The sequence below is a fragment of the Pantoea sp. E956-1 genome (assembly GCF_982223955.1).
On sequence record NZ_CEUYZP010000015.1, the window covers coordinates 108,672 to 127,871 of the forward strand.

The 19,200-nt window shown below is 56.3% G+C and carries 22 protein-coding genes and 1 tRNA gene; 7 read left to right on the plus strand and 16 right to left on the minus strand.

Features of this window, described 5'->3' with window-relative positions; genetic code table 11:
- Positions 1–88: 88 nt before the first annotated feature.
- Positions 89–493: a Cu(I)-responsive transcriptional regulator gene (cueR, locus tag AC0T7J_RS23890; RefSeq protein WP_473797960.1), complete on the plus strand. Its 405-nt coding sequence runs from the start codon at positions 89–91 to the stop codon at positions 491–493.
- Here cueR and AC0T7J_RS23895 read toward each other — a convergent pair.
- From AC0T7J_RS23895 to tesA, 7 genes are all read right to left on the minus strand, one after another.
- Complete coding sequence (locus tag AC0T7J_RS23895; RefSeq protein ID WP_473797962.1) at positions 481–927, minus strand: NfeD family protein; 447 nt, start codon at positions 925–927, stop codon at positions 481–483. The genes cueR and AC0T7J_RS23895 overlap by 13 nt on opposite strands.
- Entirely contained in the window at positions 927–1,841 is a 915-nt protein-coding gene (locus AC0T7J_RS23900; protein ID WP_010259065.1) for an SPFH domain-containing protein, read from the minus strand. Before AC0T7J_RS23900 ends, AC0T7J_RS23895 begins: the two co-directional genes overlap by 1 nt.
- A gap of 58 nt (positions 1,842–1,899) precedes the next feature.
- Positions 1,900–2,757 carry a tetratricopeptide repeat protein gene (locus AC0T7J_RS23905; RefSeq protein WP_473797966.1) on the minus strand — a complete coding sequence of 286 codons (858 nt, stop codon included), beginning with the start codon at positions 2,755–2,757 and terminating at the stop codon, positions 1,900–1,902.
- Positions 2,758–2,836: 79 nt separating this feature from the next.
- Positions 2,837–3,610, minus strand: coding sequence for an SDR family oxidoreductase (locus tag AC0T7J_RS23910; RefSeq protein WP_473797969.1), 774 nt, complete (start codon positions 3,608–3,610; stop codon positions 2,837–2,839).
- Positions 3,611–3,795: 185 nt separating this feature from the next.
- Complete coding sequence (locus AC0T7J_RS23915; RefSeq protein ID WP_473797972.1) at positions 3,796–4,245, minus strand: lysozyme inhibitor LprI family protein; 450 nt, start codon at positions 4,243–4,245, stop codon at positions 3,796–3,798.
- Positions 4,242–5,162 carry a peptidoglycan-binding protein gene (locus tag AC0T7J_RS23920; protein ID WP_473797975.1) on the minus strand — a complete coding sequence of 307 codons (921 nt, stop codon included), beginning with the start codon at positions 5,160–5,162 and terminating at the stop codon, positions 4,242–4,244. Before AC0T7J_RS23920 ends, AC0T7J_RS23915 begins: the two co-directional genes overlap by 4 nt.
- 320 nt (positions 5,163–5,482) lie before the next feature.
- Positions 5,483–6,109, minus strand: a complete 627-nt coding sequence (gene tesA / locus AC0T7J_RS23925; RefSeq protein WP_473797978.1) for a multifunctional acyl-CoA thioesterase I/protease I/lysophospholipase L1 — start codon at positions 6,107–6,109, stop codon at positions 5,483–5,485.
- Between tesA and ybbA the strand changes: the two genes are divergently transcribed.
- Together ybbA and ybbP are read left to right on the plus strand one after the other, a co-directional pair.
- Positions 6,077–6,763 carry a putative ABC transporter ATP-binding protein YbbA gene (gene ybbA, locus AC0T7J_RS23930; protein WP_033756810.1) on the plus strand — a complete coding sequence of 229 codons (687 nt, stop codon included), beginning with the start codon at positions 6,077–6,079 and terminating at the stop codon, positions 6,761–6,763. The two genes, tesA and ybbA, sit on opposite strands and share 33 nt — an antisense overlap.
- Positions 6,760–9,177, plus strand: coding sequence for a putative ABC transporter permease subunit YbbP (ybbP, locus tag AC0T7J_RS23935; RefSeq protein ID WP_473797981.1), 2,418 nt, complete (start codon positions 6,760–6,762; stop codon positions 9,175–9,177). Before ybbA ends, ybbP begins: the two co-directional genes overlap by 4 nt.
- A 215-nt stretch (positions 9,178–9,392) precedes the next feature.
- Here ybbP and purK read toward each other — a convergent pair whose 3' ends face one another.
- From purK to ppiB, 4 genes are all read right to left on the minus strand, one after another.
- Entirely contained in the window at positions 9,393–10,457 is a 1,065-nt protein-coding gene (purK, locus tag AC0T7J_RS23940; protein ID WP_473797984.1) for a 5-(carboxyamino)imidazole ribonucleotide synthase, read from the minus strand.
- On the minus strand, positions 10,454–10,960 hold the full coding sequence (gene purE / locus AC0T7J_RS23945) for a 5-(carboxyamino)imidazole ribonucleotide mutase (protein WP_473797987.1): 507 nt from the start codon (positions 10,958–10,960) through the stop codon (positions 10,454–10,456). Before purE ends, purK begins: the two co-directional genes overlap by 4 nt.
- Positions 10,961–11,091: 131 nt before the next feature.
- Positions 11,092–11,808, minus strand: a complete 717-nt coding sequence (lpxH, locus tag AC0T7J_RS23950; protein ID WP_473797990.1) for a UDP-2,3-diacylglucosamine diphosphatase — start codon at positions 11,806–11,808, stop codon at positions 11,092–11,094.
- A complete protein-coding gene (gene ppiB, locus AC0T7J_RS23955; RefSeq protein WP_010259052.1) occupies positions 11,808–12,302 on the minus strand; it encodes a peptidylprolyl isomerase B in 495 nt (164 codons plus the stop codon). Before ppiB ends, lpxH begins: the two co-directional genes overlap by 1 nt.
- Before the next feature lie 212 nt (positions 12,303–12,514).
- On the opposite strand from ppiB, the gene cysS reads away from it, so the two are divergent.
- Together cysS and AC0T7J_RS23965 are read left to right on the plus strand one after the other, a co-directional pair.
- The gene (gene cysS / locus AC0T7J_RS23960) at positions 12,515–13,900 is read left to right on the plus strand and encodes a cysteine--tRNA ligase (protein WP_473797993.1); all 1,386 of its coding nucleotides are present in this window, start codon (positions 12,515–12,517) and stop codon (positions 13,898–13,900) included.
- Between the two features lie 33 nt (positions 13,901–13,933).
- Positions 13,934–15,040, plus strand: a complete 1,107-nt coding sequence (locus AC0T7J_RS23965; RefSeq protein ID WP_033766657.1) for an AAA family ATPase — start codon at positions 13,934–13,936, stop codon at positions 15,038–15,040.
- Positions 15,041–15,067: 27 nt separating this feature from the next.
- On the opposite strand, the gene ybcJ is transcribed toward AC0T7J_RS23965, so the two are convergent.
- Positions 15,068–15,280, minus strand: a complete 213-nt coding sequence (gene ybcJ / locus AC0T7J_RS23970; protein WP_003849455.1) for a ribosome-associated protein YbcJ — start codon at positions 15,278–15,280, stop codon at positions 15,068–15,070.
- Positions 15,281–16,147 (minus strand): bifunctional methylenetetrahydrofolate dehydrogenase/methenyltetrahydrofolate cyclohydrolase FolD, encoded by an 867-nt coding sequence (gene folD, locus AC0T7J_RS23975; protein ID WP_473797997.1) that lies wholly within the window; start codon positions 16,145–16,147, stop codon positions 15,281–15,283. It abuts the gene before it with no gap.
- 173 nt (positions 16,148–16,320) lie between these two features.
- Here folD and AC0T7J_RS23980 point away from each other — a divergent pair, with 173 nt between their 5' ends.
- On the plus strand, positions 16,321–16,824 hold the full coding sequence (locus AC0T7J_RS23980) for a DUF1198 family protein (protein ID WP_039388353.1): 504 nt from the start codon (positions 16,321–16,323) through the stop codon (positions 16,822–16,824).
- 94 nt (positions 16,825–16,918) lie between these two features.
- A tRNA-Arg gene (locus AC0T7J_RS23985) sits at positions 16,919–16,995 on the plus strand.
- A gap of 15 nt (positions 16,996–17,010) precedes the next feature.
- Here AC0T7J_RS23985 and AC0T7J_RS23990 read toward each other — a convergent pair.
- The 3 genes from AC0T7J_RS23990 to AC0T7J_RS24000 form a co-directional block, all read right to left on the minus strand.
- A complete protein-coding gene (locus AC0T7J_RS23990; protein WP_473798007.1) occupies positions 17,011–18,168 on the minus strand; it encodes a tyrosine-type recombinase/integrase in 1,158 nt (385 codons plus the stop codon).
- Complete coding sequence (locus AC0T7J_RS23995; protein WP_419149885.1) at positions 18,051–18,398, minus strand: helix-turn-helix domain-containing protein; 348 nt, start codon at positions 18,396–18,398, stop codon at positions 18,051–18,053. Before AC0T7J_RS23995 ends, AC0T7J_RS23990 begins: the two co-directional genes overlap by 118 nt.
- Positions 18,399–18,502: 104 nt before the next feature.
- Positions 18,503–18,805, minus strand: a complete 303-nt coding sequence (locus AC0T7J_RS24000; RefSeq protein ID WP_473798002.1) for a hypothetical protein — start codon at positions 18,803–18,805, stop codon at positions 18,503–18,505.
- Positions 18,806–19,200 lie beyond the last annotated feature (395 nt).

Sequence of the window (19,200 nt, forward strand, 5' to 3'; positions counted from 1 at the left end):
CTTCTGTAATCCCATTTGACCGATTGGTCAGTTTCGATTCATGCTTAAGCATAAACCTTCCATCAAGGGGAAGGTCAAGGGGACGAAAATGAACATCAGCGATGTGGCAAAAAAGACCGGTCTGACCAGCAAGGCGATTCGTTTTTACGAAGAGAAGGGGGTGGTGACGCCGCCGTTGCGCAGTGAAAATGGTTACCGAAGCTATAACGGACACCATCTTGAGGAGCTGAGCCTGTTACGTCAGGCAAGGCAGGTTGGTTTTACGCTTGATGAGTGTCGTGAGCTGGTGGCGCTGTTTAACAATCCGTTGCGCCACAGTGCCGATGTAAAAGCCCGTACCCTGCAGAAAGCGGATGAAATTGCGGCACATATTGAAGAGCTACACGCCATGCGCGCTCGCCTGCTGGCGCTGGCGGACGCCTGTCCCGGCGATGACAGCGCTGAATGCCCGATTATCAACAATCTGGCCGGGTGCTGCGATCAGCGTGGCTGAATACGCAGGGTGATACCCTCAATGCCGACCACGACCACCGGTGTGCCCGCAGGCAGATCCTGATCCGCCTCAACCCGCCAGCTGCTGTCCCCGAGTCGCACATGGCCGGTGCGGTTATGCAGCGCGGTATCCAGCGTGAGCTGCAACCCGATCATCTGGCTGCCGCGCTGGTTCAGAACATTGGGTTTCTGACGCGCTTCACGGTGGCGCATCCAGCGATACCACAAAAAGACGCAGATCAGCGTCAGCACGGCAAACAGAGAACCCTGCGCCGTCCAGCTCACCGGCATAAACCACTCAATGAGGCCGACGATGACTGCCGCCAGACCGCTCCAGAGCAGGTAACCGCTGGTGCCGAGCATCTCAGCCGCCAGCAATAACCCGCCCAGCGTCAGCCAGAACCAGTGCGGATGCGCGATAATATCGACCAGCATCAGCGTTTCGACTCAGTGCGTGATTCCTTCAGCAGTTCACCGATGCCCGCAATCGAACCCAGCAGACTGCTCGCCTCCAGCGGCATCATCACCACTTTGCTGTTGTTGGCTTCACCAATTTTTTGCAGTGCATCGGTATATTTCTGCGCCACAAAGTAGTTGATAGCCTGAATATCACCTGATGCGATCGCTTCCGAAACCATTTTAGTGGCATTAGCTTCCGCTTCAGCCTGGCGTTCGCGCGCTTCTGCCTGCAGGAATGCCGAGGTCCGTTCACCTTCTGCTTTGAGGATTTGCGACTGTTTATCCCCTTCAGCGCGCAGGATCGCCGCCTGTCGCACCCCTTCGGCGGTCAGAATATCGGCGCGCTTGGTGCGCTCCGCTTTCATCTGCGCATTCATCGCGCCAATCAGCTCCTGCGGCGGACGCACATCGCGGATCTCGATGCGGGTGATCTTGACGCCCCATGGATTGGTCGCTTCATCCACGATATGCAGCAGGCGGGTATTGATGCTGTCGCGCTGTGACAGCATTTCGTCCAGCTCCATGCTGCCAAGCACGGTACGCATATTGGTCATGGTGAGGTTCAGAATTGCCTGCTCAAGATTGCTGACTTCATACGCAGCACGCGCCGGGTCAACGACCTGAATAAAGCAGACCGCATCGATGGTGACGTTGGCATTGTCTTTGGAGATGATCTCCTGAGAGGGAATATCCAGTACCTGTTCCATCATATTGATCTTACGACCGACACGATCCATGAACGGCACCACCAGGCTCAACCCTGGCTGCAGCGTGCGGGTATAACGGCCAAAACGCTCAACCGTCCATTGAAAACCTTGTGGCACGATCTTAACCGTGGCCCAGACCGCCACCAGTGCCAGAATAATCAGGGCAGGAATTACAGTTATCATACAACCTCCACATTGTCAGATTAACGGGCCGAGTCGCTTCGGCCCGGGGTGCTGCCGGTTAGTAGAGCAGGGAATAGAGCTGGCGACGATAACGTGCCGCAAGTGCATCGCCGGTACCCAGCGCCGCCAGAATTTCCTGCAGCATTTTACGCGCCTGGCCATCAGCGGCATTAAGATCGGATTTCAGGAAGCTGAACAGCAGTTCCAGCGCTTCTTCATTGCGACCCACCTGATGCAGCTGTAACGAGAGTTTAGCAGCCAGCCCGGCGTTAGTCGGATCAGCCTCCAGCTCGGCTTGCAGCTGCTGAATCTCTGGCGTATCGGCCGCCTGTTTCAGCAGATCGATCTGCGCCATCAGGCTCTGATAGCGGGTATCCTGATCCTGCAATGGCACCACTTTCAGCACCGCTTCCGCTTCATCGCTGCGGTTCAGTGTAATCAGTACGTCAGCCAGCAGGAAGCCAATTTCGCTGGACTGGTTGCTCAGCTGCCATGCGTCTTTTAACAGCGGCAGCGCCTCCAGCGGTTTACCTTCCTGCATCAGCGCCATCGCCTGCTGCGCTTTTAGCTCTTCTTCGCGCGGCAGCACTTTTTCCAGCAGGGCGCGGATCGCTTCTTCCGGCTGTGGGCCCTGGAAACCGTCAACCGGCTGACCATCCTGGAACAGGTAGACGGTCGGGATTGAACGCAGACCAAACTGCGAGGCCACCCTTTGCTCTTTGTCGCAATCCAGTTTTGCGAGAATAAACTGACCCGCGTACTCCTGCGCCAGGCGCTCCAGCACAGGCGTCAGCTCCTGACAGTGCTGGCTGCGCTCAGACCAGAAGTAGAACAACACCGGCAGCTGCATCGACTGCTCAAGGGTCTGCTGCAGGTTAGATTCGTTGATGTCGATGATAGAAGCTTGTGGTGACATGGATAAGTCTCTTTGCAAAAAGTGTTCTAAGGATATGGGGCCAACTGGCCCGGCTTCAAGCGCTATTGCGCATGGCTGATTAATGGCTGCGCAAAATGCGATCCAGCATCCAGCCGGGCAGTAACCGTTTAAGCAGCATCATCACGTGTGCGACCAGCGTCACCGGATAGCGTAAACGCGGATGTTTACTCTCGAGTGCATGACGAAGTTTAGGCAGAATGGCTTCCGGTGGCAGAGTAAAGCGTGCCGCGATGCCGGGGTTACGCACCGGGTTCTGCTGTTCGCCCTGCGTCACATTGTCGGTAAAACGGGTCTCAATCGGACCGGGTTCAATCAGGCTGACCCGGATGCCGCTGCTGCGCACTTCAAGCCGCAGCGCATCGCTCCAGGCTTCCAGCGCATATTTACTGGCGGCATAGGCACCCCGGCCTGGCGTGGAGATCAGCCCCAGCACGGAGCTGGTATTAATAATGCGGCCATCGCCGCTGGCCTGCAGCGCGGGCAACAGACGCAGTGTCAGCTGATGGACGCCGAAAAAGTTGCTGGAAAACTGCTGTTCCAGCTGCTGGCGGGAGAGGGTGTGCAGCGGGCCATAGAGTCCAAATCCGGCGTTGTTGAATAGCGCCGTCAGACGGTTATCGCAGAGCGCGATCACAGTGTCGGCGGCGCGATCCACACTTTGCGGATCGTCGAGATCCAGTTGTAGCCCGGTAAAGCCCAGTGTTTCCATGCGGGCGACATCCTCTGCTTTACGGCAGGCGGCGATCACCCGGTAACCCCGCGCCAGTAAATCGTGAGCGGCAACCAGGCCAATACCGCTGGAACAACCTGTAATCAGAATGGTTTTTTGCACAAATTCACGCCCCTTTAATTAGATTAATAATCAATAAGTTAAGTTGTATTGGTTAATGTTTTATGTTGTGGATTGACAGTTTGTTGCCCGCACCGGCTGGCAGAATGGGCGGTAAACGGGGCTATACAGCCCCGCAAAAAATGCCCGGTTTCAGATTTTACGTCTGAGCAGAAAGACCAGTGTGCTTAGTTGACGGGTGGCAGTCCCATTTGTGTGATTTCAGCAGAATGGTTTTTGTTCAGATTAATTTGGCACTGGTCGATATATGACTGGTAGTCGTATGCGTCTTCGTTAAGCTCTGTAGCTACTGACAGACAAAGTTGAGTCCGGTAATCCTTCCATTTTTTTTGCGCATCCAGAAAGCGCCGAGAGTAAACGTCTCCGGACGTTTCTTTGCTGGACTCTTTTCCATTAAAAGGGCCGACATTATTGGCTTTGATTCTTTTGACTGTATCCGTTATTAGCGCATCCAGCGCTTTATTGCTGTTGTCTCTTTTGGCAGACAGACAGTTATATGCAGTTGGTATGTCTTCATTCTGTTTGAAGCAGGCGTCACGTTCTGGCCCTGATGATAATTCAGCCTGCGCCATAGCAGGTGCAATAAGAGCGACCATTAGAATTAAGACTTTTTTCACTGTAGATACCTTATTCTGCTTCTGTGGTTTTCGTAGGTCATGTATATAGGACTACTTTTGATATGGGCTATTAACGCGGCCTTACCTTCAATTGCGGCTTGAAACAGTGCTCTGGCATTGTGAACACCCTGATAGAAAATATCGGTTACGACATCTCGAATTTTGGGGTCTAACTGTTCCCATGCTGGGGCGGAAGGCATGGATTGTGCTATTCGCCGATAAAGGTTAAGGGCTTCGTTCCGTTTAACCCTGTACACAATTTCAAAAAGTCGGATTTGTTGAGTGTGGGTTATCTCGCCGACCAACGGACCATAAACCTTAACAAACTGTTCTGCGTGCCGCCCTCTCAGGCCAGCTGCTTTAGAGCACAGAACAGCTTTATATTCTTCAATCCCAGCTTGCCTTAGTGTGGAGTAGATTTCACCAGCAGATCTACTGCCCATATCATAGCCTCGACCAAGTGTAACCCCCGAAAAACTCGTGGGCGGCCATTGAAGAATGCGTGAAAAATTGGGATAGCGGCGCTGTTTGAAGGGCTCCAGGGCGGTTATATAGTCGGTGCCTTCGGCGTCAAAAGTAATTTGTCCCTGGCTGACTCGTAAGGGGCCAGAGGTATTAGAAGGCCGCCAGCCAGGTGTGGTTGCTTCACTTATTGCCCTGATAAACCATGTGTCGGCTGGCTGAACCAATCCACTCTGCGAGAGATTCAGCAACCGCTGATACCAGCGTATAGCCTCAGTGGTGGCAGTATCGCATTGTCCATTTGTTGGGAGCCTGCGACCCGTTGCGAACTGATAGCCAGCATCATTTATCATGCGTTGAATTGATTTAACTTCATTGGGATTATTGGTGCCACAAGCGCCGACAGATGAAGTCAGGCGAAATATGCGGGGGTCGTGATAGCGGTGATAGGGCATATACATTCCTTTGCAGCTAAAATTCCGTGCAGAAATATTAACCAGTTGGAGAGGGTAACGCCAACTTATATGCGACCGTTAAGATGCTAATTTAAGATGCATTAAAGTGAATTTTAAGGAACGGCAGAATTATCTTTTCGCATTGATATTGTTTAGAGAGGAAGCCTGGACGGTCAGGAATGGCAAAGCGGTCGAAAATCTGCGTCGCCACCTTGCCGTTATTTTGAATGGAATTAATTTTAACTTAATGATTTTAAGATGTTTTTAATGTATCAAAAGTGCTTTTGCATTTCTTTACCCTTTTGGCGCATCCCGGCGCGCTACGGCTGCTTAACTAAGGGGGCCAGATCTTTTGCCATCAACTGGGTGATAAAAGGCTGGGCATCAGGATTAGGATGAATGCCATCCTGCTGCATCCACTCGGGTTTCAGATAAACCTGCTCCATGAAAAAGGGCACCAGAGGAATGTTATGCTGCTGGGCTAATGCGGGATAGATGCCGCTGAACGCTTCGGTGTAGCGGCGGCCATAGTTGGCAGGCAGACGAATCTGCATCAGCAGCGGCTTTGCATTGGCGGCTTTAACATCGTCGATAACTTTACTCAGATTCTGCGCGATAGCGTCGGGCGGGAAACCGCGCAGACCATCGTTACCGCCCAATTCGATTAACACCCATTGTGGCTGATGCTGTTTTAATAGTGCGGGCAGGCGCGCCAGCCCCTGTGCAGCCGTATCACCGCTGATACTGGCGTTGATCACTTTAGGTTTTTGCTGCCACTGCTTATCAAGCAGGCTGGGCCATGCCGCGGTGGCAGACATGCGATAGCCCGCACTCAGGCTGTCGCCCAGTACCATCAGCGTATCTGCAGCAGCAACACGCGACACCAGCAGAAGAATCAATAACAGGAAGGGATAATGCCAGCGGAAAACATTGTTGAAGTTCATCATCTTACTAAGTCCGTCGGTCAGGGAGAGCATCAGTTAACCATCCTTACCGGAGTTGAGTTGGTTGTCAAACCAGCTGAGACCATTGCGCTGATTGGCGAGTCCGGTTCCGGCAAGTCAACCCTGCTCGGAATTCTGGCCGGGCTGGACGATGGCAGCAGCGGCGAAGTTCACCTGCTGGGGCAGCCGCTGCACCAGATGAACGAAGAGCAACGTGCGGCCCTGCGTGCCCGGCAGGTCGGCTTTGTGTTCCAGTCATTTATGCTGGTGCCAACCCTGAATGCCCAGGAGAATGTGCAGTTGCCGTCGCTGCTGCGCGGCGACAGCGACCGTCAGAGCCGTGAACAGGCGAAAGAGCTTCTGACGCTGCTCGGACTGGGTGAACGTCTGCATCATCTGCCCGCCCAGCTTTCAGGCGGTGAGCAGCAGCGGGTGGCGCTGGCCCGCGCCTTCAGTGGCCGTCCTGGCCTGCTGTTTGCCGATGAGCCGACCGGCAATCTCGATCGTAAAACCGGTGACCGCATCGCCGATCTGCTGTTTTCCCTTAACCGCGACTTCGCCACCACGCTGATTCTGGTGACGCATGACGAGCAACTGGCGGCGCGCTGCGATCGTCGCCTGCGGCTGCGCGACGGTAAATTGTGGGAGGAGCAATGATCTGGCGCTGGTTCTGGCGCGAGTGGCGCTCGCCCTCGCTGCTGATTGTCTGGCTGGCCCTGACGCTGGCGGTGGCCTGCGTGCTGGCGCTGGGGTCGATCAGCGACCGCATGGAAAAAGGGCTGAATCAGCAGAGCCGTGATTTTATGGCCGGTGACCGTACGCTGCGCAGCAGTGATGCTGCGCCAGACGCCTGGCTGACAAAAGCGGCTGAAACTGGTCTGACGGTCAGCCGTCAGCTGACCTTTATGACCATGACCTTTGCCGATCAGTCACCGCAGCTTGCCTCAGTAAAAGCGGTGGATGATCGCTACCCAATGTTTGGCACGCTGCAGACGCAGCCGCCAGGGCTGAGGCCGCAGGCGGGTACCGCGCTGGCGGCACCGCGCCTGATGGCGCTGCTGAACCTGAAAGTGGGCGACACGCTGGAAGTGGGTGACACCCAGCTGCGCATCAGCGGCGAGGTGATCCAGGAGCCGGATGGCGGCTTTAACCCGTTTGAGATGGCGCCGCGTCTGCTGATCAATCTGGCGGATGCCGCCAAAACCGGTGCGATTCAGCCAGGCAGCCGCATCACCTGGCGCTATAAGTTCTCCGGTAATCCCGATCAGCTGGCCAGCTATGACCGCTGGATTGAACCGCAGCTGAAGACGGACCAGCGCTGGATCAGCGTGGAGAACTCGGAAGATGCACTGGGCCGTTCGATGCAGCGCGCGCAGCAGTTCCTGCTGCTCTCGGCCTTGCTGACGCTGATGCTGGCGATTGCGGCCGTGGCGGTCGCCATGAGCCACTATTGCCGCAGCCGCTACGATCTGGTGGCGGTGCTGAAAACCCTGGGTGCGACGCACGGCGCGTTGCAGCGGTTGATCATCGGTCAGTGGCTGGCGGTGCTGCTGCTGGCGGCGATTGCCGGTGGTCTGGTGGGGCAGGGCGTTGAGGCGATCCTGATGGCGATGCTGAAACCCGTGCTGCCTGCCAGCTTACCGGCGGCCAGCGTCTGGCCGTGGATCTGGGCGGTGGGATCGCTGTTTGTGATTTCGCTGCTGGTGGGGCTGCGTCCCTATCGTCTGCTGCTGGCGACGCAGCCGCTGCGGGTGTTGCGGCGCGATGCGGTGGCAAACCTCTGGCCGCTGAAGATCTATATTCCGGTGATGATTGCTGTCGTAGTGACGCTGTTAGCGCTGCTGGTTGGCGGCAGTAAAATGCTCTGGGCGCTGCTGGCGGGCGTGGTCGTGCTGGCGGGATTGCTGGCACTACTCGGCTGGGGAACCCTGCTGCTGCTGCGTCGGCTGGTGGTGCGCAATCTGGCGTTAAGACTGGCAATCAACCGACTGCTGCGCCAGCCCGGCATGACGCTGAGCCAGCTTGCGGCCTTTTCGCTGTCGTTTATGCTGCTGGCGCTGCTGCTGGTAATGCGTGGCGATCTGCTGGATCGCTGGCAGCAGCAGTTACCGGCGGATAGCCCGAACTTCTTCCTGCTGAACATGACGGCAGATCAGGTGCCGCAGGTGCGTGATTTCCTGCAGTCGCATCAGATCAAACCCGGGACCTTTTACCCGATTGCGCGGGTGCGGCTCAGTGAACTCAACGGTAAACCGGCCGATCCGAAGCTGGATAACGCCCTGAACCGTGAGCTCAACCTGACGGAACTGGCCGATCGCCCGGATCACAATCCGCTGGTGGCAGGCAACTGGCCACCTAAAGCGGGTGAAGTATCGATGGAAGTGGAACTGGCGGATCGGCTGGGGCTGAAGCTCGGCGATACTCTGACGTTCGATGGCGATACGCAGACCTTCAGCGCGCGCATTACCAGTTTGCGTAAAGTGGACTGGGAAAGCCTGAAGCCGAACTTCTTCTTTATCTTCCCGCCGGGCGCGCTCGACAGCCAGCCGCAGACCTGGCTCACCAGCTTCCGCATGGAGGCGAATCCTGTTCTGCTGGCGCAGCTTAACCGTGCTTTTCCGGCGCTGAGTCTGCTGGATATCGGCAGCATTATGCGGCAGATCGGTCAGGTGCTGGCGCAGGTCAGCCAGGCGCTGGAGATCATGGTGGTGCTGGTGACCGCCTGCGGCGTATTGCTGCTGCTGGCGCAGATTCAGGTCGGGATGCGTCAGCGGCGTCAGGAGCTGGTGGTCTATCGCACGCTGGGTGCCGGTAAACGCCTGCTGCGCACGACCCTATGGTGTGAGTTTGCGCTGCTCGGCGTGGTCTCCGGCGTGGCAGCGGCAATGGGGGCAGAAGCGGCACTGTGGGGATTACAGACTAAGATTTTCGACTTCCCGTGGCAGCCTGACTGGACCCTGTGGCTGGCGCTGCCGTTATGTGGTGCGCTGCTGTTATCGCTGTGCGGTGGCTGGCTGGGTATCCGATTACTGAAAGGGAAGGCGCTGTTCAGGAAGTTTGATGCGGCGTAAGGGAGTGCGGGAATAAGGCGGCACCAGGCCGCCTTTGACCTTGAACCCGATCGCACCCGTTACCGGCGTCTGCCTCTGACTTACCGGCGACTGAATCTGACTTACCGGCGACTGAATCTGACTAACCGGTGTCGGCCCTGACTTACCGGCGTATGTGTCCATCATATTAACCTTCTGAGCCGCCTGATAAACCCCTCATCAGGCGGTGCGGAGGATTACAGTTTTTCAACCGCCCAGGCGATGCCGCTGGCGTACGCTTCCGGTAGCTGCGGCACCAGCGCGTTAAGGGCAGCACTGAGCCGTTCTGTATCGCTGTCGGTCAGATTCAGATGGCCCACTTTACGACCCGGACGCACCTCTTTGTCATACCAGTGCAGATGCACCAGCGGCTGTTGCAGCCAGTTGAGATTCACGTCAGTACCGATCAGATTAACCATCGCTGACGGCGCAAACACCACCGGCTGCGGTAATGCCAGGCCAAGAATGGCGCGCAGATGCAGCTCAAACTGGCTGATCGACGCACCGTTCTGCGTCCAGTGCCCACTGTTATGGACGCGCGGCGCCAGCTCATTGATCAGCAGTCCGTCTGGCGTAACGAAGCACTCCATCGCCATTACGCCGACGTAGTTCAGTTCCTGCATGATCGCGCTCAGCATCGCTTCAGCCTGCTGCTGCTGTGCCTGATCTGCCTGCGGAAACGCGACGCTGGTGCGAAGAATACCGTCCTGATGCAGGTTATGCGTCAGCGGATAGAACACCACCTGGCCATCGTGACCGCGCGCCCCCACCAGTGACACTTCACCGGAAAAGTTGATGCCCTTCTCAACGATACATTCGCCGTAGCACGCATCAGGCAACTGGTGAGTTTCATTGGCACGCAGACGCCACTGACCCCGGCCGTCGTAACCGCCGGTGCGGCTTTTCACTATCGCTAACTCGCCCAGCGAGTCGAACACCGCAGGCCATTCGCTTTTGTCCGCCAGCAACTGCCACGGCGCGGTGGCCAGTCCCAGCTGATCCAGCAGCTGTTTCTGCGTCAGACGATCCGCCAGACGCGGAAAGATATCGCGGTTAACAAAGGCCGGATGGCTGGCCAGTTCACGCGTCAGCGCCGTCTCCGGCCAGCGTTCGATTTCGGCGGTGATCACGCTGTCGGCGATAGGGAGCGCGGTGGGATCGGCGTCCAGGCCTACCGGATACACCGCGATGCCCAGCGGTTCACCCGCCTGACGCAGCATACGACCTAACTGGCCGTTGCCCAGTACGCAAACCGGCTTCATGCATCCACCCGCGGATCGGGATGGTTCAGCACCTCATCGGTCTGGCTCTGACGCCAGGTGGTCAGGCGTAACGCCAGCGCACTGTCATGCAGCGCCAGAATCTGCGCCGCGAGCAGCGCGGCATTGGCTGCGCCCGCCTTGCCAATCGCCAGCGTACCAACCGGAATACCGCGCGGCATCTGCACAATTGAATAGAGGCTATCGACGCCGCTCAGTGCTGCGCTCTGCACCGGCACACCCAGCACCGGCACCAGCGTTTTTGCCGCCAGCATACCCGGCAGATGTGCCGCGCCACCTGCGCCAGCAATAATCACCTGAAGACCTTTGTCGGCTGCCGTTTCGGCGAAGCTGAACAGTTTATCCGGGGTGCGGTGCGCAGAGACCACGTCAACATCAAAAGGGACGTCCAGGCTGGAGAGGATTTCAGCGGCGAACTGCATGGTGGCCCAGTCACTTCTGGAACCCATAACAATGGCGATGCGGGCCGGGGCGTTGGATGACATGCGGTCAACTCCTGTGAATGAACAAACAGACCTGGCCGGGCGGACAGGTTTTGAAGGGCACCGAGAATAGCATGAGAAGCACGCAAGGAAAACGGTTGCGTCGGGCTTAAGGTCGTGGATTTAACCGCAGATTAAAAGTCGAAATGGATAAGCTGAATGCCACTGGTGTCGAGCTGGATCATGGAACCCCGGCTGTGCCAGGCACCCAGCACCGCGCGTTGCGCCGGTTCACCCTGCAGGCTCAGCGTATGAATCGCCGGGCGATGAGTGTGACCGTGGATTAGCAGCGGCGCCTGCTGGCGCAGCATGGTGGCGACAACCGCTTCCTGATTTACATCCATGATGGTCTGGGATTTATGCTGGTTGGCCTGTTTACTGTCGGCGCGCATCCGGGCGGCAATGCGTTTACGTATCCACAACGGCAACGCCAGAAACAGCCGCTGGATCCAGGGATTATGCACTTTGGCCCGAAAACGCAGGTAACCTGCATCGTCGGTACAGAGCGTATCGCCGTGCATGATCAGCAACCGATGGCCGTAGAGCGTCAGCACCTGCTCTTCCGGCAGCAGCGTCATGCCGCAGGCCTGCGCGAAGCGTCGGCCAATCAGGAAGTCGCGATTGCCATGGATAAAGTAAACCGGAACCGGCAGGGCGCGCAGGGCGCGGGCCACCTGCTGATGCAGCGGATTGGGATCGTCGTCGCCAATCCAGGCTTCAAACAGGTCGCCGAGAATATAGAGCGCGTCACAGTGTGGCGCTTCGCGCTGTAAAAAATGCAGAAAACCGGCGGTAATCGCCGGTTCTTCCTGACACAGATGGAGATCTGCGATAAACAGCGTGCGCGACATTACTCGCTGACGGTCACTTTCTGGATAACGACGTCGTCTTTTGGCACATCCTGGTGCATGCCGCTGCGGCCGGTAGAGACCGCTTTGATCTTCTCGACCACATCCATACCTTCAACCACTTCAGCGAACACGCAGTAGCCCCAGCCCTGAACGCTTTCGTCACGGAAGTTCAGGAAGTCGTTGTCAGCTACGTTGATGAAAAACTGTGCGGTCGCAGAGTGCGGCGCAGAGGTACGTGCCATGGCCAGCGTACCTTTGGTGTTTTTCAGGCCATTGCTGGCTTCGTTCTGAATTTCGGCTTTAGTTTCTTTCTGCTTCATGCCCGGCTCGAAGCCGCCGCCCTGAATCATAAAGCCGTTGATTACGCGGTGGAAAATGGTGTTGTCGTAAAAACCTTCACGGCAGTAATCCAGGAAGTTCTGTACGGTTGCCGGCGCTTTATCATCGAAAGTTTTGATTACGATATCGCCATGGTTCGTCTGGAAAGTTACCATTTTTGTCGTCCTGTAAAGGTTGTCATCAGTTGCTGAGGTCGCTCTGTCGATGGGCGTCCCCCTTTTTGTCGACCGTTCTTATATCATAATTTCCAATGACGCGTCAGCAGCGCGGCGCAGTTGGCTTGCTTTGCGTCGCGCGAGCGATAAAAATACGGCACAATGTCTGGATACTTAAAAGTGCCAACCACACGCGAAAACGGAACCGTTCAATGCTTAAGATTTATAACACCCTGAGTCGACAGAAAGAGGAATTCAAACCCATTCATGCCGGTAAAATCGGGATGTATGTTTGCGGCATCACGGTGTATGACCTCTGTCACATTGGTCATGGGCGGACGTTCGTGGCGTTTGACGTGGTAGCGCGCTACCTGCGTTACCTCGGTTATCAGCTTAATTATGTACGTAACATCACCGACATTGATGACAAAATCATCAAGCGCGCCAACGAAAACGGCGAGAGCATTGAAACCCTGACTAACCGCATGATTGGCGAGATGCACAACGACTTCGCCGCGCTGGGGATTCTGCCGCCCGATCAGGAGCCGCGCGCTACCCGTCACATCGCTGAGATTATCGAGCTGGTTGAAAGACTGATCGCCCGCGGTCACGCTTATGTGGCGGACAATGGCGACGTGATGTTCGATGTGCTTAGCGACACCGATTACGGCGCACTGTCCCGTCAGGATCTGGAGCAGTTGCAGGCGGGCGCGCGCGTTGAAGTCGCCGACGTGAAGCGCAACCCGATGGACTTCGTGCTGTGGAAAATGTCCAAAGCGGATGAGCCAGCCTGGTCATCGCCGTGGGGCAACGGTCGTCCCGGCTGGCACATCGAGTGCTCGGCAATGAACTGCAAACAGCTGGGCACCCATTTCGATATCCACGGCGGCGGTTCAGACCTGATGTTCCCGCACCATGAAAACGAAATCGCCCAGTCGAGCTGCGCCCATGACGGTCCTTACGTCAACTACTGGATGCACTCCGGCATGGTGATGGTTGACCGCGAGAAGATGTCCAAATCGCTTGGTAACTTCTTCACCGTGCGTGACGTGCTGCAACATTATGATGCGGAGACGGTGCGTTACTTCCTGATGTCCGGTCACTATCGCAGCCAGCTTAACTACGGCGAAGATAATCTGAATCAGGCGCGTGCGGCGCTGGAGCGTCTCTATACGGCACTGCGTCACACCGACAGCAGCGTGCCTGCCCACGGCGGCGAAGCCTTTGAAGCGCGGTTCCGCAGCGCAATGGATGATGATTTCAACACCCCGGAAGCCTATTCGGTGCTGTTCGACATGGCGCGAGAAGTGAACCGCCTGAAAAGTGAAGATGGCGCTTCAGCGCACGGGCTGGCGTCGAAGCTGCGCGAGATGGCCAACGTGCTGGGCATCCTGCAGCAGGATCCTGAGCTGTTCCTGCAAAGCGGCGCGCAGGTCAATGACGAAGAGGTTGCCGAGATTGAGCACTGGGTGAAAGCCCGTGCCGATGCGCGCGCCGCCAAAGCCTGGGCGGAAGCGGACATCGCGCGCGACAAGCTTAACGCGCTGGGTGTCATCGTCGAGGATGGGCCGCAGGGCTCCAGCTGGCGTCGAAAATAAACCGGAGAGGGCGAGCAATCGCCCTTTTTTATTATGGCGATTGAACAGATTCAGATCCGTGGCTTCCGCTCGATACGTAACCTGACGCTGTCGCTGCAGCAGCTGAATGTGGTGAGCGGTCCTAACGGCTGCGGCAAATCCAACCTCTACAAAGCGGTGCGGCTGCTGCATGAGGCGGCCAGCGGTCGCCTGGCACTGGCGCTGGCTGAAGAAGGCGGTATTCAGAAAGCGATGTGGGCGGGCGGCTTACGCCGGGGCGATCGCCGACACGATCCAAAGCGCCTGGAGCTGGCCGTGGTGATGGATGACATGGATTACCAGCTGGAGATTGGCTTTCCTGAGCCGCTGGTGACCAGCCTGTTCAATCTCGATCCGCTGGTGAAGCAGGAGCGACTCTGGCTGAGCGGTCAGCAGCGTCGCCCTTCCGCCTGTATTATGCAGCGCGAAAATCAGACCGCCTTTCTGCACAACGTTGAGGGCGAGCGCGTCGCCTATCCGGCGGTGCTGCATCCCGAAGAGTCGCTGTTTGGTCAGCTTGGCGAACCGCATCGCTATCCGGAGCTTTCGCAGCTGCGCGAACGTCTGCAGCAGTGGCGCTTCTACCATGAGTTTGCGGTCTGGCCTGGCTCACCGATACGTGCGCCGCAGATTGGTGTGCGTGCGCCGGTGCTGAGCCATGATGGCAGCAATCTGGCGGCGGCCTGGGCGACCATTGTTGAGCGCGGTCATTCCGAACTCCTGTCTGAGGTGATGGAACAGGCGTTTCCCGACAGCCAGTTTGATGTCGATGTGCAGAATGGCCGTTTCCAGATGCTGATGTCGCGCCAGGGCATTCTGCGTCCGCTGGAGAGCGCCGAGTTTTCTGATGGCACGCTGCGGTTTCTCTGTCTGGTTGTCGCACTGCTCAGCCCACGTCCGCCAGCCTTTATGGCACTGAATGAGCCGGAAAACAGCCTGCATGAAGATCTGTTGCCTGCGCTGGCGCGCTTAATCGCCGAAGCCAGCGAGTTCAGTCAGCTCTGGATCACCAGCCATTCACCCCGGCTCGCGACGTTGATAGCGCAGCATACGGCGGTGAATCATATTGTACTGGAACAGCGGGAAGGGGAGACGTGCGTGAAGGGAGATGAGCGGGTGTAACAGCGTCCCCGCAGGGACGCCCGGAAATCACTCGACCACAGTAATGCGGAAACCCGCGAATTCAACGGTCTGACCGGCAACGATTTTGCAGCGCTTGCGGGTTTCTACCGCCCCGTTGACCTTCACTTCACCCTCGGCAATCACGACTTTCGCCTGTGCGCCGCTCTGAACCCAGCCTTCCAGTTTCAGCAGGTCACACAGATCGACGTGCGGGAATTTACCCAGTGAAAAACTTGTCATTTATACTACCTCTTTATCATGAAACTCTTCGCACGCCTGCAGCGTGTTTTGAATCAGTGTAGCTACTGTCATCGGACCAACACCGCCCGGCACCGGGGTAATGTAGGCGGCGCGCTCGGATGCACTGTCAAAATCAACATCGCCCACGACTTTGCCGCTCTCCAGCCGGTTAATGCCCACGTCGATGACGATGGCGCCCGGTTTGATCCAGTCACCCGGAATAAACCCTGGCTTGCCCACTGCAACGACCAGCAGATCGGCATGCTCAACGTGATGGCGCAGATCTTTGGTAAAGCGATGAGTGACGGTCGTGGTGCAGCCCGCCAGCAGCAGTTCCATGCTCATCGGACGACCAACAATGTTGGATGCGCCAACCACCACGGCATTCAGGCCGTAGGTGTCAATGTTGTAGCGCTCCAGCAGCGTCACGATACCGCGTGGCGTGCAGGGACGCAGGGTAGGCGCACGCTGACACAGGCGACCGACATTATAAGGATGGAATCCATCGACATCTTTATCAGGCGTGATGCGCTCCAGCACTTTGACGTTATCAATGCCGGCTGGCAGTGGCAGCTGCACCAGAATGCCATCGATTTCGTCGTCCTGATTGAGCGCATCAATCAGCTCCAGCAGCTCAGCTTCGCGGGTTGTGGCAGGCAGATCGTAAGAGCGGGAGTGGAAACCGACCTCTTCACAGGCGCGGCGTTTGCTGGCCACGTAGATCTGCGATGCCGGGTTTTCACCCACCAGAACGACTGCCAGACCCGGCGCACGTTTTCCGGCGGCCAGACGCTGCTTCACTTTTTCCGCAACCTCAACGCGCACCTGCTGCGCAATCGTTTTACCGTCAATAATTTTTGCTGCCATCAGAGAGGAAATCCACTGTGTTGTGTTGAATCGGGGAAGGGGGCTATTTTGTCAGAAGCGCGGCGCGCTGTCAGTTACAGTTTCAGCCGCGTATGTGCTTTCCGGCTTTTTCGTCGCGACGAGTGCCAGCCTGCATGCGTATGATATCTGCAGGACAATCCGGGGACGATGTAATGATTTGGATAATGCTTGCTACTCTGGCGGTGGTGTTTGTCGCTGGATTTCAGCTGCTCACCGCTGGCTCACGCCACGCCGCTCAGCGGCTCAGCAAACGGCTGCAGCTGCCACCGGTACAGGTGGAATCAATGATCTCTATGATGGGGAAAGAGGCAGCGAAAGAATTTACCGACTATCTCAGCAAGGATAATGAAACGCACCTGCATAATGGCGCAGCGGTACTGCTGATCTGGCAGGTGTTCATTGTTGACGGCAGCGAGGAGAACAGCCAGCGCTGGCATGCGATTCTCAGTCGAGCCGGTTTTCCACCGCTTATTAGCCGCCAGCAGCTGCTGCTCGCGCTGGGCTTTCTGCGCCAGCTGGAACCGGACATCCAGGCGCTGCATGCACTTCGTGAGCAATACAATGCGCGTTTCACAACACAAGGGATTGAGCTGGAAGGAGAATTTACCGACAACAGTAAACTCGTGTCGCTCAGCGAATGGCGCAGGCGCCACTGACGCCAATTGGTCATTACCGCAGCACTTCGCTGCGGAGAAACGGCAAAAACGTTGACGTACCCGCTTCCCGACGTATAATCCGTGCCATCTCCATGCGCCCTTAGCTCAGTTGGATAGAGCACCGGCCTTCTAAGCCGTAGGTCACAGGTTCGAATCCTGTAGGGCGTACCAAATAAAATCAACCAGTTACGCCAGTTTCAATCCTACCTGATTATCTCCTTGTGTCGTATTTGTGTCGCTCTCACCCAAAAGTGAGTCAATTTTGCGCGCATGTTCGGTCAGGTGGTTAGGTGCGAGGTGAGCATACCGGCGCACCATTTCGATACTCTCCCATCCACCCATTTCCTGCAGCGCAGACAGCGGAACACCAGACTGGATTAACCAGCTCGCCCAAGTGTGCCTCAGGTCATGAAAGCGGAAGTCTTCTATCCCTGCCGCTTTTAGACCGATATTCCACGCCGTGTTATCATCACTCCGCATTTTCCTGCCTGCCGGCGCCAGCGTTCCGTCGCTGCGATGCTTCGCCTTGGTGTGTACGAACACCCAGCGTGAATGCTTGCCTATCTGTCCCTTCAGCACTTTGCATGCCGTATCATTCAGAGCCACGCCAATAGCCTTGCCCGCTTTGGCGTTCTCCGGATTAATCCAGGCGACCTTCCTTTGCATATCAACCTGCGTCCATTCCAGATCCAGAATGTTTGAACGACGAAGCCCGGTGGCCAGCGCAAATATCACCACCGGCTTTATGCTTTCCGGCATGCACTCAATCATCCGGTTTGCTTCCTCTCGGGTTAGCCAGCGGATGCGCTTGCTGACAGGCTTCTTTGTTTTGATAACCGGCGCTGTCTTTATCCAGCCCCATTCATTTGCTGCAGCGCGGAGAAGTGATCGCATAAATGAAAGGTAATGGCTCTTTGTTCCCGCGCTGACTGCCTTGTCCTTGTATGCCGGCACCGGCTTTTCATCCCTGACTGCAGTGTCGCGCTGTATCTCCCACTTCCTGCGGTGATTGCGGTTTATCATCCTGCTCACAATCTTCTGCACTTCCTCGCCGGTAATGGTGGCGATGTCGCGTCCGGCGAAGTGCTGGAGAAAGAATTCAATCTTAACCTTGTCATCATCGAGGCTTCGCTTGTGCTCCTTCTCATCCAGCCACCGCATGCAGGCCTCTTCGAATGACCTTTCCGGCAAACCACCTAACTCTTCTACGCGCCATGCTTCTGACTTCAGCCGGTCGTGCAACTCCTGCGCTTGCTTTTTGTCCGCTGTCCCAAGCGATCGCCTAACTCTTTTGCCATTCGGGGTAAAGAAATGACAGTGCCATACTCCTCCCCTGAGGGTGATTGACATGATGGACCTCCAGTTGTGCCATCACCCATGCTCGCCGGGCGATTTTGAGTTGGATTTGAAAGATAAGCAATACAGGCTGATCGCAGCACCAGGTACTTGCCGGTATCTCCACCCGTCCGCCGACCAACCAGATCGCCGCGGTTAATGAGATTGCTCACTGTTCGGGAAGACACTTTCAGAAAGCAGGCGGCCTCGGCGAGCGTCAGCGCCTCATCGTTTTCCATATCTACTCCTTAAACGGCCAGTTCCAGACCAGCAAGATAAAAATAAAAAAGGCGAGCCATGAAAGGAACTCGCCGGGGGTGATGTCGCAGATGGTGGTCACTGGTCAATCCCAGCACAACACTGAAGCGAAGTAAGCGCCGCGGCATGGGGTATCGCGAGGGTGATTCCAGCGGGAGTATCCGTCCTGACCGCCAAGGGGTGACGTCTTGTACCATGACTGGTAATAACGAGCGTGCGACCAGTCATCCTTATCTTCTGGTTCTATCTCTCCTTTCTCTACAGCCGCCTCCAGAATTTGCTCTGCGGTGTAATCTCCACGCATAACGATGAAGCGAGCGTCATCCGAGTTCATGATATCGACTGAACCATCGTGCTTTTGTTTTTGCTCGGGCTTTACTACGGACATAACAACTCCTCACGCAGAGCGCGATAGTGAATAGGGTGGGTGGGGGTTACTTCAGGGTGATGTGGGGCTGGCGAGGCTGTTACTTGAGTCTATCTAGCACAGCTAGCCATTCATAAATAGCTTCACCAAGATGCGCATGATCGCCATCTGTAGACTTCATAAATCCGCTGATAAAGTTATCGAGGCATGCAATTCTTTTATCACGCTCGCGCTCTTCTTCGGTTCGAATGGGGCGGAATTTTATTTTATCCAGCGGTTGAATAAATTAATTATTTGACGCCCAGTGCTGCATAAATACATTCGACTCACCATATGCAATCACCATTCCACGAGAAAAACTTTCCCTGTATTTGCCGATAAATGCATACTCACACTCAAATCCAGCCGGCGGCAAA

Excerpts from the sequence above, each read along its gene's own strand:
- AC0T7J_RS23900 (WP_010259065.1), bottom strand. The coding sequence starts at position 1,841 with ATGATAACTGTAATTCCTGCCCTGATTATTCTGGCACTGGTGGCGGTC.
- AC0T7J_RS23980 (WP_039388353.1), top strand. The coding sequence starts at position 16,321 with ATGATTTGGATAATGCTTGCTACTCTGGCGGTGGTGTTTGTCGCTGGA.
- ybcJ (WP_003849455.1), bottom strand. The coding sequence starts at position 15,280 with ATGACAAGTTTTTCACTGGGTAAATTCCCGCACGTCGATCTGTGTGAC.
- ybbP (WP_473797981.1), top strand. The coding sequence starts at position 6,760 with ATGATCTGGCGCTGGTTCTGGCGCGAGTGGCGCTCGCCCTCGCTGCTG.
- AC0T7J_RS23965 (WP_033766657.1), top strand. The coding sequence starts at position 13,934 with ATGGCGATTGAACAGATTCAGATCCGTGGCTTCCGCTCGATACGTAAC.
- cueR (WP_473797960.1), top strand. The coding sequence starts at position 89 with ATGAACATCAGCGATGTGGCAAAAAAGACCGGTCTGACCAGCAAGGCG.
- AC0T7J_RS23920 (WP_473797975.1), bottom strand. The coding sequence starts at position 5,162 with ATGCCCTATCACCGCTATCACGACCCCCGCATATTTCGCCTGACTTCA.
- ybbA (WP_033756810.1), top strand. The coding sequence starts at position 6,077 with ATGCCAGCGGAAAACATTGTTGAAGTTCATCATCTTACTAAGTCCGTC.
- cysS (WP_473797993.1), top strand. The coding sequence starts at position 12,515 with ATGCTTAAGATTTATAACACCCTGAGTCGACAGAAAGAGGAATTCAAA.
- ppiB (WP_010259052.1), bottom strand. The coding sequence starts at position 12,302 with ATGGTAACTTTCCAGACGAACCATGGCGATATCGTAATCAAAACTTTC.
- tesA (WP_473797978.1), bottom strand. The coding sequence starts at position 6,109 with ATGATGAACTTCAACAATGTTTTCCGCTGGCATTATCCCTTCCTGTTA.
- lpxH (WP_473797990.1), bottom strand. The coding sequence starts at position 11,808 with ATGTCGCGCACGCTGTTTATCGCAGATCTCCATCTGTGTCAGGAAGAA.
- AC0T7J_RS23895 (WP_473797962.1), bottom strand. The coding sequence starts at position 927 with ATGCTGGTCGATATTATCGCGCATCCGCACTGGTTCTGGCTGACGCTG.
- purE (WP_473797987.1), bottom strand. The coding sequence starts at position 10,960 with ATGTCATCCAACGCCCCGGCCCGCATCGCCATTGTTATGGGTTCCAGA.
- folD (WP_473797997.1), bottom strand. The coding sequence starts at position 16,147 with ATGGCAGCAAAAATTATTGACGGTAAAACGATTGCGCAGCAGGTGCGC.
- AC0T7J_RS23995 (WP_419149885.1), bottom strand. The coding sequence starts at position 18,398 with ATGGAAAACGATGAGGCGCTGACGCTCGCCGAGGCCGCCTGCTTTCTG.
- purK (WP_473797984.1), bottom strand. The coding sequence starts at position 10,457 with ATGAAGCCGGTTTGCGTACTGGGCAACGGCCAGTTAGGTCGTATGCTG.
- AC0T7J_RS23905 (WP_473797966.1), bottom strand. The coding sequence starts at position 2,757 with ATGTCACCACAAGCTTCTATCATCGACATCAACGAATCTAACCTGCAG.
- AC0T7J_RS24000 (WP_473798002.1), bottom strand. The coding sequence starts at position 18,805 with ATGTCCGTAGTAAAGCCCGAGCAAAAACAAAAGCACGATGGTTCAGTC.